The 14,697-nt window shown below is 67.7% G+C and carries 12 protein-coding genes and 1 pseudogene; 7 read left to right on the top strand and 6 right to left on the bottom strand.

Features of this window, described 5'->3' with window-relative positions:
- Nucleotides 1–11 precede the first annotated feature (11 nt).
- The 5 genes from ACFYOS_RS21815 to ACFYOS_RS21835 all read right to left on the bottom strand — a co-directional run bounded on the left by ACFYOS_RS21815 (nt 12) and on the right by ACFYOS_RS21835 (nt 6,075).
- On the bottom strand, nt 12–1,823 hold the full coding sequence (locus ACFYOS_RS21815) for a PEP-utilizing enzyme (protein ID WP_387144440.1): 1,812 nt from the start codon (nt 1,821–1,823) through the stop codon (nt 12–14).
- An 88-nt stretch (nt 1,824–1,911) separates the two neighbouring features.
- On the bottom strand, nt 1,912–3,015 hold the full coding sequence (locus ACFYOS_RS21820; protein ID WP_387144443.1) for a PEP/pyruvate-binding domain-containing protein: 1,104 nt from the start codon (nt 3,013–3,015) through the stop codon (nt 1,912–1,914).
- 5 nt (nt 3,016–3,020) lie between these two features.
- Nucleotides 3,021–4,070 (bottom strand): histidine phosphatase family protein, encoded by a 1,050-nt coding sequence (locus ACFYOS_RS21825; RefSeq protein ID WP_387144446.1) that lies wholly within the window; start codon nt 4,068–4,070, stop codon nt 3,021–3,023.
- Nucleotides 4,071–4,081: 11 nt separating this feature from the next.
- Nucleotides 4,082–4,993, bottom strand: coding sequence for a catechol 2,3-dioxygenase (locus ACFYOS_RS21830; RefSeq protein ID WP_387144449.1), 912 nt, complete (start codon nt 4,991–4,993; stop codon nt 4,082–4,084).
- Entirely contained in the window at nt 4,993–6,075 is a 1,083-nt protein-coding gene (locus ACFYOS_RS21835; protein ID WP_387144452.1) for a catechol 2,3-dioxygenase, read from the bottom strand. Before ACFYOS_RS21835 ends, ACFYOS_RS21830 begins: the two co-directional genes overlap by 1 nt.
- A gap of 98 nt (nt 6,076–6,173) precedes the next feature.
- On the opposite strand from ACFYOS_RS21835, the gene ACFYOS_RS21840 reads away from it, so the two are divergent.
- From ACFYOS_RS21840 to ACFYOS_RS21855, 4 genes are read left to right on the top strand one after another with little or no spacing between them, the layout of a single operon-like run.
- On the top strand, nt 6,174–6,833 hold the full coding sequence (locus ACFYOS_RS21840; RefSeq protein WP_387144455.1) for a hypothetical protein: 660 nt from the start codon (nt 6,174–6,176) through the stop codon (nt 6,831–6,833).
- 38 nt (nt 6,834–6,871) lie between these two features.
- The gene (locus tag ACFYOS_RS21845) at nt 6,872–7,609 is read left to right on the top strand and encodes an IclR family transcriptional regulator (RefSeq protein WP_387144458.1); all 738 of its coding nucleotides are present in this window, start codon (nt 6,872–6,874) and stop codon (nt 7,607–7,609) included.
- Complete coding sequence (locus ACFYOS_RS21850; RefSeq protein ID WP_387144461.1) at nt 7,597–8,844, top strand: alpha/beta fold hydrolase; 1,248 nt, start codon at nt 7,597–7,599, stop codon at nt 8,842–8,844. The genes ACFYOS_RS21845 and ACFYOS_RS21850 overlap by 13 nt, the downstream gene beginning before the upstream one ends.
- Before the next feature lie 52 nt (nt 8,845–8,896).
- Nucleotides 8,897–9,196: a hypothetical protein gene (locus tag ACFYOS_RS21855; protein ID WP_387144465.1), complete on the top strand. Its 300-nt coding sequence runs from the start codon at nt 8,897–8,899 to the stop codon at nt 9,194–9,196.
- A gap of 699 nt (nt 9,197–9,895) precedes the next feature.
- Here ACFYOS_RS21855 and ACFYOS_RS21860 read toward each other — a convergent pair.
- The gene (locus ACFYOS_RS21860; protein ID WP_387144468.1) at nt 9,896–10,609 is read right to left on the bottom strand and encodes a gamma-glutamyl-gamma-aminobutyrate hydrolase family protein; all 714 of its coding nucleotides are present in this window, start codon (nt 10,607–10,609) and stop codon (nt 9,896–9,898) included.
- A gap of 148 nt (nt 10,610–10,757) precedes the next feature.
- On the opposite strand from ACFYOS_RS21860, the pseudogene ACFYOS_RS21865 reads away from it, so the two are divergent.
- The 3 genes and pseudogenes from ACFYOS_RS21865 to ACFYOS_RS21875 form a co-directional block, all read left to right on the top strand.
- Nucleotides 10,758–10,964, top strand: a pseudogene (locus ACFYOS_RS21865) (GntR family transcriptional regulator); the annotation flags it as partial.
- A gap of 446 nt (nt 10,965–11,410) precedes the next feature.
- A complete protein-coding gene (locus ACFYOS_RS21870; protein ID WP_387144492.1) occupies nt 11,411–12,256 on the top strand; it encodes a hypothetical protein in 846 nt (281 codons plus the stop codon).
- 26 nt (nt 12,257–12,282) lie between these two features.
- On the top strand, nt 12,283–14,538 hold the full coding sequence (locus tag ACFYOS_RS21875) for a tetratricopeptide repeat protein (protein WP_387144471.1): 2,256 nt from the start codon (nt 12,283–12,285) through the stop codon (nt 14,536–14,538).
- Nucleotides 14,539–14,697 lie beyond the last annotated feature (159 nt).

Raw genomic sequence — 14,697 nt, forward strand, 5'->3', positions numbered from 1 at the left:
CAGGTGCGCCCTCACTCCAGGACCGTGACCTTCCCGGTGTTGCCGTCGACCCGGATCAGCTGTCCGGTCCTGATGTTCTTGGTCCCGAACGCGGTGCCGGTCACGGCGGGCAAGCCGTACTCGCGGCAGACGATGGCGGCGTGGCTCATCATGCCGCCCACGTCGGTCACGGTCGCCTTGATCTTCCCGAAGATCGGTGCCCAAGACGGTGCCGTCAAGGGGGCCACCAAGATCTCGCCGTCCTCGATCTCGCTGATCTGGTCGGCGGAGAAGATCACCCGGGCCGGACCCTCGACGAGGCCCGGAGATGCGGCGAAGCCGATGAGCTCGCCGTCGGCACCACCCTCGCCCGAGCTGAGCCAGGCCGAGACAGAGTCCGACGTGATGCCCCAGAGCATGACCGTGAAGGGCTCAGTGACCACCTCCGGCGGGATGCCGAGCGCAGGCGGCGCCGGCCACTGCTTGAGCGCCTCGTGGATGCCGCGGCGGCGTTCGATCTCCGCCGGCCAGTAACCCGGTCCACGCGACGGCGCTCCGACGGCCCAGCCCGCGTAGAGGTCCCACAGCACGTCGGACAGCTCAGCGCGCTTGAACATGAAGACGTCGTCGGTGTTCACGATGAAACCGGCCGCCTTGAGCACCTTGCCGACGTCGCGCATCTTGCGCCACAGCACCGAGTGTGCCCAGTGCTCGACGTAGAAGTTGTGGTTCTCGACGTACGGGAAGACGGTCCGGGAGAGCCCGAGCTTGGCGTCGAACGCCTCCCGGTCCTCGTCGGAGTCGAGCAGGTCGCGGTACTCGGCGACGATCCGGTCACGCTCGGCGTGCAGGGCCGCGATCGGGCGGTCAAGGTCCACGCCGTCCCTGATCTTGGTGATGTAGTCGGCGATGTAGCCGACCGGCACCTCGACGTTCTCGATCCAGATCTTGTCGGAGTGGTAGAAGCCCGAGCCGGTCGAGAAGTTGAACCACGGCTCGGCGGCCTTCTCCCACTCGGCGATCCAGGCCCGGCCCGCCTCGTCGGAGCCCAGCTTCTGCCAGGTCGTCGCCACGTCGCCCGCGTCGAAGCGGTCGTCGATGCCTGAGCTGACCGCCAGCCGCGCGAGCTTTTTGAGCTCGTCGTCGGGCCGGAACAGGTCGACATCGACACCGGCGACCATCTTGGCGATGGCCAGGTCGGAGATCGAGGGGAAGGCGGCCTTGCAGAAACCGAAGAAGTCCAGGTACGCGGCGTAGCCGAGGTTGAGGAACTCGAAGTGGTACTGCCACAGGGTGAGGGCGAGGTCGAGGAGGCGGTGGTACGACGCGAGCAGGTCGTTGCCCGATCCCTTGCCGACACCGGACGTGATGACCTCGAGGTCCTCGATCTGTGGCAATGGCTCCAGGCGGAGCTCGCTCATCTCCTTGACAAGCTCACGGATCTTGACCAACCAGTCGTCGTACAGCCGGTTCCAGTTGCCGAAGTAGAAGCCTGCCCGCTCCATGAACAGCGGCACGCGGCTCTCGATGTCCTCGGGCGGCGCCGGTACCGGGCTGAGGTACACGTAGCCGTTGAGGATGCGGAAGTCGACGCCGTACGCCGGCGGGATGATGTAGTGCCGCGTGTTGTACTGCGACAGGGAAGCGAGCGCGAACTCCAGGAACGTCGTGTCCCAGGGCGTCAGCGCCTCGGGCCAGTGCACCCCGTCGTGGAACCAGAAGGCGCCCTCCTCGTATTCACGTCGTTCTTCGCAGAAGAGCGACGAGTAGGTATAGAGCTCCTGCCAGCCCTCCGCCCCCTCGGGCGTTTGGATCTCGAACGGGCTGGGGAAACGATCGGCCATGATGGCCTCCTCAGGTCAGGCAAAGCGGGTGGTGGAATGGTGGATCTCTGCCGCCCGCACCTGTGGCTGGCGGGGTCCCGATCCCGAGTCAGGCCGGCAGGGTCCGCTTTCTCGCGTACAAGGGATTGACCAGGGTGTCGACGATGGACGCCATGGCATCGGTCTTCGCTCCGACGCGGTGGTGCTTCTTGCTCCACACCGTCTCGGGACGGGCCTGCAGCAGTACCGCGTCCTCGCCCGCAGGGAGGTCGTCGTCCACGGCCCATTCGATGTCCTGGGGACAGCCGTAGTGCTTCTCCGCAGCTCGGGCGAGCTTGGCGATGGCGACGATTTCATCGTCCGTGAGCGACGGCACGTTGACCTGGTCGTCCGGCAGCTGCACCCGGCTGACCCGCGGACACTGGGAACCTTCAACCTCGGTCAGCAGGTGCGCGTGCGTTTTGGGGCTGATGGTGCGGCGGTTGATCGACCACATCACCTTGTCGACCAGGAAGTTGTCGGGGGTGACGTCACCCGAGACGACACCTTCGCCGAAGCCCCAGGCCGCGTCGATGCAGATGCCGGAACGGTCACCGTTGGTCGGATCCAAGGTGAAGGCGACGCCTGCAGCCCGTGGTCGGACCATCTTCTGCACGGCGACGGCCATGTCCACCCGGTCGTGCTCGTAGCCCATCTCGTTGCGGTAGGTGATCGCCCGTTCGGTGAACAGGCTCGCCCAGCACTCACGGACCTTCGCGAGCACGTCGTCGATGCCGCACACCCAGAGGTAGGTGTCGTGTTCACCCGCGAACGAGGCGTCCGGAGAGTCCTCGACCGTTGCCGAGGACCGTACGGCGACCGGCACATCCTGGATGCCGCAGAGGGCGCAGAGGTCGGCGTACATCTGCCGGAGGCGGTTCTCGTGCTCCTCGGGCAGCCTCCAGCTGCGCACCAGCTCGCGGGCCCGGCTCGCCGCACTCGCCAGCGCGGTCTGGTCGTCGGTGTCGACGTTGGTGATGAGGTCCTTGATCCGGGGCATCAGGCCCGAGCCCTGCTTGGCATCGGCGAAGACGTCGATGGTGACCGCGAAACCCGGCGGGACCGGGAGGCCGGCCTGGCTCATCGTGGCGAGCGAGGCGCACTTGCCGCCCACGAGTGGGTGCTGCTCGGTCACGAGGCATTCGAAGGGGATGGCGGTGAGACGGTCGGGCATGGACGTCACTCCTGGAAGCGGGAGTCGGAGTTGGGAGGCAGGGCACCGAGGTCGGGGATGACGACCTCCTGGACCCGGTTCCGGTAGAGGACGAGGGCGGTGGTGCCGCCGGCCACGAGCCGCACGCGAACGAACTCGGTGTTGAACGGCTCGCCGGGGTCGTAGCCCATCGCCAGAGTGGCGAAGGCGCGGATCGGGCCCGAGTGCGTGGCGACGAGGACAGTCCGGGCGGAGGTCTGGGCGTGGACGGTGAGGATGCCGCGCCAGAACCGGCGTACGCACGACACCGGTGGCTCGAAGTACATCATCGGCATCGTGAGCCAGTGAGTGATCGGGTCACCGCCGCCCTGCTGGATGCCCCAGAAGCGGTCGATGTCGACCAGCCACCCGGGCCGCTCGCCGAGTCCGACCCGCTCGTACTTCTCCATCTCCCGGTGGTAGATCCGGAAGGCGCTGGTGACGTCGCGGGGGCCCTCCGGCGTCGCGACCTCGAAGTTGCGGAAGTTCCGGTCGTCGCGGAGCTGCCCGATGCTGGGGTTGCCCCGGCCGTACAGTTCGATGTTGTCGAGCAGGCCGCGGCGCAGATGCTCGCCGGTCTGGCGCGCGCGGTTCGTCGGCGCACACAGCATCTCGACCGTCATGCCGTCGGTGACCCGCCGGGCGATCTCCTGGCCGCGCCGGTGTGCCTGCCAGGAGCCCAACGGTGTAAGGCCCGACTCCGAGGAGTAACCCTGGGTCTCTCCGTGCCGGACCAGGTAGATGTCGCAGTCGATCGTGGCGAGCTGGTCACGACGCTCCGGCAGGATCTCCTTGGTGCGGGTCACCTCGGCCCAGGCGCGCGACGAGCCGATCACGTTGCCGTCGTACATCACCGGGTCGCTGCGGTGGTCCCGACCGCGGAACTGGCGCAGGTAGAGCGGGATGGATTCGTCCTGCTCGTCTGGCACCGCCGCCGGCACCGAGCGTCGCGCCCGGTGGCGGGTCAGGTAAGCCGGCGCGTCGGGGCGCTCGGTGCGTGGCAGCGCCGACGAACTGCTCTGGTCCTCGATGGTCATCTCCAGGCCTGTCAGCTGTGCACCGTGAGGAACTGCTGATTGACGACGCCGTCGTAGTAGAACATCGCTCTGCCCATCTCAGCCTCGGTCCAGGTGATCGGCTCGGCCCCGGGGTCGACCCAGTAGCCGCCGGTGAACATCTCGTTGCGGTTGCCCACCGGATCGAAGAAGTAGAGGCACTGGCCGCGGGTGGCGCCGTGTCGGGTGGGGTTGGTCTCGACGTGGACACCGTGGTAGACGCACACGTCGGCGGCACCCCGCAGGTCGTTCCAGGCGTCGACCCAGTAGGCGAAGTGGTGCAACCCGTGGTTCGGGCCGGTGATGAACGCGATATCGTGCGAGCGGTGGGACACCTCGAGCCAGCTCGCGATCTGGAACCCGTCGTCCCCGAGGACCTGCTCGGTGAGCCGGAAGTCGAGATGCTCGCTGAGGAAGCGGGTGTTGGTGTCGACCTCCTCGGCGGTCAGGAAGATGTGGTCGACCCGCGGCGGCGCGATGCCGACCAGGCCCATCGGCCGCGGCGGCGGGTTGGTCTGCGGGAGCAGGTTGCCGACCTGCTGCATGCCGTAGACCAGCTCCATCTCGTGGCCGCTGGGCAGCGTGAAGCGGATCGACGTCCCGTGGCCCGGCGCCCACTCGTCCACGGCGTAGCGGCGTACAGCGACGCCGGCGGCCTCGAGACGCGCCTGATAGTGGTCGAGGTCCTCGGCGTCGGTGACCTTGAACCCGAAGTGGTTCAGGCCGTGGGTGGGCTCCAGGGTCAGGATGACGCTGTGGTGCTGGTGCTCGTCCCAGCACTTCAGGAAGACCCGGGAGGAGTCCCTTCCGGTTTCGATCATGCCGATGACCTCGGAGTAGTAGGCAGTGGCCAGCTCGAGATCGGGGACACGGATCTCGACGTGGGAAAGTCGCAGAATTGTCATCAGGTGTGCACTCTCATGAAGCGGTCGTTGAGCTCGCCCTCGTAGTAGAAGACGGCGCGGCCGATGTTGTCCTCGGTCCAGGTCAGGGTCGGGAAGTCGGGATCGGGGCGATAGCCGCCGGTGAAGACCTCGTTGCGCGTCCCCAGCGGGTCGAAGAAGTAGATGGTCGAGCCACGGGTGATGCCGTGCCGGGTCGGACCAACGTCGAGCTGGATGCCGTTGTAGGCGAGGATGTCCGCCGCATCGCGCACGTCGTCCCAGTCGTCGAGCCAGAACGCGAAGTGGTGGAGGCCGCCGTTGGCGCCCTGGACGATCGCGAGGTCGTGGGGCGAGTGCGACCGCTCCAGCCAGGTGCCCAACTGGTGTCCGTTCCCATCGAGGAGCTGCTCCGTGATCCGGAAGCCAAGCACGTCCATGAAGAACCGCGTCGACTCTCCGACCTCCTCGGCGGTGATGAGCATGTGGTCCATCCGTGGCGGCGCGATCCGGTCTCGCGCGAACTGGCCGTCGTCGCCCAACGAAGGATCGGGCTGGTGCCGGGGCCGCGACGTGCCGACCTTCTCGACGTCGGCCACGAGCTCCATGAGCTGCCCGCTCGGAGTGGAGAAGCGGATCGACTCTCCCTGGCCCACGGCCTCGCCCTTGCTGATCCGCTCGACAGGGAACCCGTACCGGGAGACCTTGTTCTCCAGGTCGGCGAGGTCGTCCTCGTGGTGGACCTTGAACGACATCAGGTCCATCCCCATCCGAGGCGCGTAGCGCAGCCGCAGCGAGTGGTGGTCCTCCTCGTCCCAGCACTTGAGGTAGACCGAGTCCTCGGTGAGCGCGCTGATCTCCATTCCCATGACGCCGCTGTAGTAGGCCGCGGCCAGGTCGAGGTCGGTGACGGTCACATCGACGTGACCGAGGCGCAGGATGCCGCGCGGAGGGCCGGCCACCGTGCTGGGCCGCGCCTGGCGTGTGTCGGAGGGGTCGAACCTTGCTCCGTCGGGCGGGGCGTCGGGCGCGAACACACGCCGCGTGCCCGCCGGCGTGCCCTCGACCAGATCGCGGTGACCAGTGATGCTGTTCACATCCTCCATGTCGGAGAACGTACGCACTGGTCTCTGATCGCGGCTCCGCTGTTCCGCTATGCGGAACGGAAGATGGTCGATCGGGCCAGACACGTCATTCTTGCGGGGTGAGTGATGAACCGCCCCCCGCCCGACCTGAGGCGATGCGCGACCTCGTCAGGGAGTACGTCTGCGCCCTGCACACGACGTACCTTGACCATGTCGGTCACCTGCCGCCGGCCGAGCGTGGAGCACTGCCCCTGGTCGCTGCCGGCGAGGTGACCGTGGTCGCGGCGGCCGCCCAACGGCTGCACCTCGTCGCCACCACCGATCCGCTGCCCGCGCCGAAGGGTCCGGAGGTGGAGTTCACCGACGAACGCCACGGCATCTCCTGGACGGTGCGGTTCTACGACCCGTCGGTCCTGCCCCAGCTGGGCCTCCTCGCCGAGGACGCCCCCGAGGACGTACGACGCATCCTCGGGATCACCAACGTCGTCTACCACCTCACCGTTGCCGTCGGCGGCGGCCTGAGCGGGCACCACGCCCAGCACTCGGGCGTCGCCCTCGCCAACCAGCACGCCAAGACCATCCGCGACCTCGACCGGATCCGGAGCGCGCTGCCCCGCCAGCAGCGCACCGTCGACGAGCTCGGCGTGTGCGCACGCCTCGGCCTCGACCGCGCCGCCGCCCTCCTCGCCGCCGACCTCACCTCCGGGCGGGTCGCCCCCGAGGTAGGAGCGCCAGCCGCCGCCTGCCTCGCAGCAGTCCTGGACGACGTCACCCGATGAGCACGGGAACCTCACCAGGCGCCAAGCGGCTCTCGAGCGTGACCGCGGCCGCGCGGATCCTCCGGGAGTTCGGCAAGCACAGCACCCAGCTCGGCGTGACCCAGCTGGCCGGCCGCATCGGCGTGGGCAAGAGCACCGCCCACCGGATCATCTGGACCCTCGTTGAAGAAGGTCTACTCGAGAAGGTCGAGGAGACCGGGCTCTTCCGGCTGACGACGACGATGCGCTCGCTCGGGGCCAGCGCCGAGACCGCCCAGCGCCTGCACGAAGCGGCGACGATCCCGCTCGACCAGCTGCGCACCAAGACGGCCGGCACCCTGCACATCGCCATCCTCGACGGCATCGATGTGCTGTACGTCGAGCGGAGGGAGGGGCCGGGCGCCATCCCGGTCTTCCGGGCGGTCGGCAGCCGCAACGCGGCGCACGTGACGTCCAGCGGCAAGGTGCTCCTGGCCTTCCTCCCGGCCGACCACCAGAAGCGCCTCGTGCAAAGCATACGCCTGACGCCCAGGACTCCCCGCACGATCACCTCCAAGTCGGCGTTCCTTGCCGAACTGGCCCAAGTCCGGCGCCAGGGATACGGCGAGAACCGCGGGGAGTCCCAGCCCGGCATGTGCTCGATCGCGGCGCCGATCCGCGACCCCCTCGGCCGGGTGGTCGCCTCGGTCTCCGTGGCGGAGTACGTCGAGGACGTGGAGGCCGGGCTGCGACACCTCATCCGCCCCATCGTGGAGACCGCCATGCGCATCTCCGCAGCACTGGGATGGCACGAGTGAGCGGAACATGGGAACGCGTCTGTCGCGTCGAAGAGGTCGTGCCCGACCAGCCGGTCGGGAAGGTCATCGGCGACTCCGGCCAGGACCGGGACCGGGTCTGCGTGGTGGCCACGGGCGACGGGGAATTCGTCGCCCTGCTCGACCGCTGCCCGCACCGCGACATCGCGCTCTCACGCGGGATCGTGAAGGATGGGAAGCTTGTCTGTCCCGGGCACTTCTGGCGCTTCGACCTCACCACGGGAGAGCGCACCGATCTGCCCGACCACGGCGCGACGGTCTATCCCACCCGAGTCGTCGACGGCTGGGTCGAGGCGCTGCTGCCGCCGCTCAAGCCCTACCGGTCGATGCGGGCATGGTTGCTCGCCCAGGCCCGAGAAGGGAAGCCCACCATGCAGGAGACTGCTCCTACTAGCCCGGAGATCGGCGAAGCCGTCGACGTCAACGGAATCCGCACCAACTACCACGACATCGGCTCCGGAGACCCCATCGTCCTCATCCACGGGTCCGGTCCCGGTGTCAGCGCGTGGGCCAACTGGCGACTCACGCTGCCGTCCCTGTCCGAGCGTTTCCGCGTCCTCGCCCCGGACATGCTGGGCTTCGGCTACACCCATCGTCCGGAGGGCGTGCGCTACGACCTCGCGACCTGGACCGACCATCTGGTCGGCTTCCTGGACGCTCTCAGCCTCAAGCGGGTGTCGGTGGTGGGCAACAGCTTCGGCGGCGCGCTCGCCCTCAGCCTCGCCACGAGCTCTCCGCGGCGGGTCGACAGGCTCGTGCTCATGGGGGGCATCGGCGTGCCGTTCGAGCTGACCCCGGAGTTGGACGCCGTCTGGGGCTTCGAGCCGTCCCTACCCAACATGCGTGCGCTCCTTGATGTCTTCGCGCATGACCGGTCACTCGTGGACGACGACCTCGCCCGGCTCCGTCTCGAGGCCGCCACCCGTCCGGGAGCACAGGAGGCCTACCGCGCCATGTTCCCGGCTCCGCGACAGGCCGCCGTCAATGCCCTGACGCTCGATGAAGGGCTGATCCGCGCGATCGAGCAACCCACCCTCGTCGTGCACGGACGCGACGACCGGGTCATCCCCCTGCGCAACTCCCTGCGCTTGCATGAGCTGATCAGCAAGTCTCAGCTCCACGTCTTCGGCCGGTGCGGGCACTGGGTACAGATCGAGCACGCCCACGAGTTCAACCGACTGGTCGCCGAATTCCTCGACCCGCGTGATGGCCGGTGACCTCCACCGCCCCGGCTTCCAATCGACGTGGGATGTGCAGCATCCTCATCAGATGCGTCGCCACCAATGCGATCACCACTCCGGCGAGAACCACGAAGTCGCGCACCACCAGGGTGGCGGCGACCATGCCCAGGCCGAATGCCCGGCCTCAAGCCAGTGCTCGCTGAAGTTCTCGAACGGCCGAGAAGGTTCGATCTTCGGCGACGAGATCGGGGTGTACGCGCTGACGGTGATCGAGCACGCCAGCCCTCGGATCCGGATCCTGGGTGATACCGCCTACCCGACCGCCGCACGAGTGACGCGGGCCAGCCGGAACCTTCGTGATGGACCTCGAGGATGCCGGTTGCCGTGACCGGGACGGACTCGCATCCCTTTTGCCCAAAAACCGTCCGCCGTTAAGAGGTCCAGCGACGACCACAACGACGCCGATGCAGTACGCCTACCAGGCGATTCACAGCGGAGCCAACCAAGATCGGCTCGCTAAACCACCCGAGTTAAGGGTTCCAGCAGCGCCGGCCACGCCACCACATCGAGCTAGAACAATAAGCTGAGGGTTTCCGCAAGTCGCTGACCTGCGGAAACCCTCACACTGTCGGGACGGCCGGATTTGAACCGACGACCCCTTGTTACCGACTGCAGCCGCCCCGAGCTTGTCATTGCTTGCTTCAAGTGGTCTTTGACCTGCACAGACAGGGCGGGGCGTTGGTCTCTTCTTGTCACTGGTTGTGGACGTCAGGACAGGGTTTTCGGGGGGTAAACGGGGGGCACCGTCGGAACCCGCCCACGCCTGAACAGCACTCCCACCACCAGGGAGTTGCACGCGCACCGAAGGACGCACCGGCTCATCGCATCACTAGCAGTCGAGCCGTGGGGGTTCGTGTCGGAGGGGGGAATTGAGCAGTCACGCGTAGCATCCGTTATACAGCCGAGTGTTCCTGCCCGATGCTGGTCTGGCCTGAGTCGGAGGATGCTGCGGAGGAGCCGCTCCCTGCGGAGCAGCCGGCGAGGACGAGGGCGAGAGCCGCGGCGACGCCGACAGCGCTGAGCTTCTTCATGGTTGTCCCTGCTTGGTTTGTGCGGTGGAGGCGACTGCCGTGGTGAAGGCCGTCATCAGCGTGGCGAGTTGCTCAGGGTCGGCGTCGGGGTCTTCGGGGTGCCACTGGACGCCGAGCACCCAGCCTTCGGTGCCCTCGATGGCCTCGATGGCCCCGTCGGACGCGGTCGCGGAGGCCCGAAGGCCGGCGCCGACGGCATCGACGGCTTGGTGGTGGCCGGAGCGGATGTCAAGCTGCGCGCGTCCGTAGATGCCGGCCAGCAGCGTGCCGGGGATGATCTCGATGGCGTGGGTGGTCATCGTTGAGTTATCGGATTCGATGTTGTGCATCGTTCCGGGGCCTAGATCCTGTATCAGTGACCCGCCGGCGGCGACGTTGAGTGCTTGCATGCCGCGGCAGATGCCGAGGAGCGGTAGACGGGCGTCGAGCGCGGCGCGGGCCAACCCGAGTTCGAAGGCGTCGGCGGTGGCGTCGATGCCATACAGGTTCTTCACCTGGCGCTGCTGCCCATAGGTGGCGGGATCCAGGTCAGCGCCACCGAGGATGAGCACGCCGTCCGCGTCGCGCACCAGCTCCGCCGGATCGTCGACGGGGCGGGCGGCGTCGACCAGCACGACCTCTGCCCCGGCCGCTTCTGCCGCTGCTGCCGCATTCTTCGCCAGGGTGTGGAGGAACTGCCGGAGCCAGTCGGAGCTCTGCTCCGCATCCATCGAGTAGGACGTGACCAGCCGCCCCCGACACCTTGCGGCGCTTGCAGAAGAGGGCTCAGATTGAGGCATCATTCTCCTTCGGCTCACGGCCTCACGGCCTCACGGCCTGGGAGCCGGAACCTATAACATGGTGCAAGAAGCTCTGGACATGGTCCTTGCCCCGGTCACCGGCCGCGGCACCGCTGAGGTGATCGTCCGCCGCCTGACGGAGGACATCGCGTCAGGCGCGCTGCAGCCCGGCGACTGCCTGCCACGGGAAGAAGAGCTCGCGCGCATCTTCGGCGTGGCACCGATGACCCTCCGCCAGGCGCTGTCCGCGCTCCGGAAGCTGGAGTACGTGGAGACCCTGTGCCGTTCGAGAACTCGGTTTCGGCTACGCGGCCTGCTCATACTCGATCAACCCGTGCAGCACCTTCCTGTGCCGTACCCGTACGGTGCCCAGATCGGCGACCGGCGCCGGAAGCGCCTCTCGGTCAGGTGGGCGTTGCCCGCGGCCCTGATGCGGCCGGTGTTGGTTATAGCGCCAGGTACTCGCCCAGCACGGCCAGCAGATGCCGGATGTTGTAGATCAGGATCCGGTCCAGACACTCCCGCCGTACCGTGCGCACCCTGCGCCGTGGTGCCGCTGACCCGCCACGACCTGCTCGATGTGGGGTTCAAACGGGCCCGCCAGCACCGCGAGGCCCACGTCACCAGCCTGGTGCTGGACCTGCAGCGGGAAGTCCCCAAATTCGCGCGTTCGCGCTGCGCCGCTGGCACGAAGCGGAGCAGGCCGTCGCCGAGCGGGCCGAAGACTCGTCCGTGCGGGCGGCCGAGGTCACCGCGTTCTGGGACTGGGCGTTGCTGGAGCTGCTGCTGGGCAGCGGCCTGCGAGTGGAGGAGGCGTGCGAGCTGACCACGCTCGACATTCTCAAGCGGCAGCTTGGCGACGGACGCGTCTACTACCTACTGCACGTCAAGCCGTCGAAGTTCGACCGGGCGCGTGTTATCCCGATCGGCGACCAGCTCGGCCCGTCATCGCCGAGATCATCCGCCACGTGCGGGCCTTCTACGGCACCGCCGCGGTGCCGCCGTGCGACCGACGCGACATCCACGAGAAGACGCCACTGCCCCGGGCATGAGTGTGACGGTGGGTGCTCGAGCGGGTTGCGAGGGCTTGCCTGCCTGGAGTGCAATGGCGGTTACCCCGATGAAACTATAGGGAGCGCGATGTCAATCGATGTAGCTGCATTGGCACAGGCCGGAGCACAGGTGATCGTGACCGCAATGGCTACGGAGACATGGACGCAGGTTCGCGCCCGGATCGGCCGTCTGTTCGGGCGCGGCGACGAGCAGCTGCAGCAGCAAGCGCTGGATGACCTTGATGAGACGCGTGCCGCGCTCAAGGCGGCGGCCGGTGACGAGGATGCCCGGGATTCGCAGGTGGAGTTGCGTGCGCTGCTCAAGGCCCGGCTTCGCGCCGATCCGGAATTGGCGGCTCAGTTCGCCGTTTTGGTGGAGGAAGTCGCTGCCGAGGTCGCAGCGGCGCCTCAGGTCTCGACAGTGACGCAGCGGGCTCGGGCGGATCATGGCGGCATGGTGATCCAGGCCGGCAGGGATGCCAACACCGGGCGGCTGCCGCCCGCTGGCTGGTCGGGCCGGCGGTGACCGTCCCCGACCCTCGCGATCCATCCGTGGACCAGCGCGGGTGGGCGGATCACGGGGGTGTAGTCAGCCAGGCTGGCCGCGATGCCTACTACATTGATCAGCGCGGTGTTCAACGGTCGTTCCTCGCGCCGCTGCGACCGGCTGCCGAACGTGCCGAGTTTGAGCCGACCATCCGGGGTCGCGACGATCTGCTGGCCATGCTGGCTGGGCTGCTGACCGGGGACGTGATCGGTGCACGGGTCCGGGTGCTGCACGGCCTGGGCGGGTGCGGCAAGACCACTGTGGCCCGTGAGCTGGCCCGCAGGGCACTCGAGGCCGGAATACCGGCGTGGTGGATCGCGACAACCAGCGCAGAATCCGTGGCCCTAGGAATGCAGGCGGTGGCGGTGGCGCTGGGTGCGGACCCCGACCGGTTGCGGATGGGGAGCGTGCCGGAAGTTGTCTGGGAGCAGCTTGCCGCCCAGATAGGCCCGTGGCTGCTCATCTTCGACAACGCCGACGACCCGCACCGCGTCCTGTGCCCAGCAGGCGGGTCGGTGACGGCCGGCAACGGGTGGCTGCGGCCAATTGGCAACGCCGGTCTAACCGTCGTGACCAGCCGAGACGGCAGCTCGGATACCTGGGGTGGCCACCGCTTGAGCTGGCTGGAAACGCACCCGGTCGTTCCGCTAGACGTGATCGAGGGCGGCGCCGTGCTGAGCGAACTTGCCGGACCATCTGCCGGCGCACCGTCGGACGCGCAGAGCCTGTCCACGCGTCTTGGTGGGCTACCGTTGGCGTTGCGAATCGCCGGGTCGTACCTGGCCGAAACGGCGCGGATCCCGGCGCGATTCGCTGATCCGGGCACTGTCCGTACCTTCGCTGACTATCACCAGGCTCTCGACAAAGGCGGCTCCCTGCAACTGTTCCCTTATGGTGGCGGCGAAATCACCGACGATCGGGCGCGCGAGCTGATAGGGCACACGTGGGAGCTATCCCTCGACCATCTCGCCGCACGAGGGCTACCCGACGCTCGGCCGCTGCTGCGCCTGCTGTCGTGCTTTGCCGACGCGCCGATCCCATACGACTTGCTACTGCGCCCGGAAATCCTGGCCGAGCACGCGCACTGGCGCGCTATCACCGGAGGCCGGGTGTGGCGGCTACTACAGGCCTTGGCGGGGTTAGGGTTGCTCGACCTCCGGGAGCCGGACGACCTGAACGTCGACCATCCCGGCAACCACCTTGCGCTGCTCCATCCGCTGGTGCGGGATTCCAATGCTAGGCATCCGGACGTGGCCGGCGACGCGGCCGGATTTCCTGCGCTGGCGGTGCGGCTGATGGCAACCGCGACCGACGACATCGGGCCACCAGAGGACCCGGCGAGGTGGCTGGCGTGGCAGAACCTGACCCCGCACGCGGCTCACCTGCTGCGCCAGACGTCGGCAGCCGCGGAACGGACGTCCGAACAGACCACCGCGCAGGTCTGCCGAGCGGCCATGCTGGCTGGGCGTTACCTGCATAACCGGGGTCTGTACGGGCCGGCCAAGGTTGAATACGGGGCGGTGCTCGATGTCGCGCGGCGCCTCCTCGGCGAGGAACACCCCGAGACGCTGCGCTGCCGACACAACCACGCCATCCTCCTGCAGGACCGAGGGGAGCCCGGTATCGCAGAGGCCGAGTTCCGGGCCGTGCTCGCGATCCGGCGACGCTTGCTCGGCGACGAGCACGCCGACACCCTGGACACTCGGCGCAACCTCGCCGCAGTCCTGCACCAGCAGGGCGACCTGAGGGCTGCCGAGGCCGAATTCCGGGCCGTGCTCCCCGCACAGCGGCGGGTGCTGGGCGAGGACCACAACGACCCACTGATCACCCAGCACGTCCTGGCCATTCTGTTGCGCGACCGGGGCGAGCTGGATGAGGCAGAGGCCGAGTTTCGGGCAGTACTTGCCATCTCCCGACGCGTGTTCGGCGAGGAACACCCCAACACGCTGCTTCCCAGAAACAGCCTCGCCGTGCTGCTGCGCGACCGGGGCGAGCTGGATGAGGCAGAGGCCGAGTTTCGGGCAGTACTTGCCATCTCTCGGCAGGTACTCGGCGAGGAACATCGCATCAGCCTGATCATCCGGCATAGCCTTGCCGTGCTGTTGCAGCAGCGGGGTGACCTGGATAAAGCAGAGGCCGAGTTTCGGGCGGTACTCGCGATCTCTCAACGCGTGCTTGGCGAGGAGCACCCCGACACCGTTGCCGCCCAGCACGCCATCGCTGTCCTGACGCAAATCCAGGGCCAGCTCGGCTCCATGTAACCGCGATAGGCGAGAGCGACCCATCGCAGCCACAAGAAATCTCACCAAGAACGGCAGGGCGTCGACTAGCCTCGGTCTTTCGCTAACTGTTGATCAAGGCTGTTGAGGCGGCTGGTTGATCTTTTGGGTGGTTGTTCGGGTCGTGGGCGTGCCGGTGGC

This window comes from Micromonospora sp. NPDC005806 (assembly GCF_042871425.1).
Taxonomy (GTDB): Bacteria; Actinomycetota; Actinomycetes; order Mycobacteriales; family Micromonosporaceae; genus Micromonospora.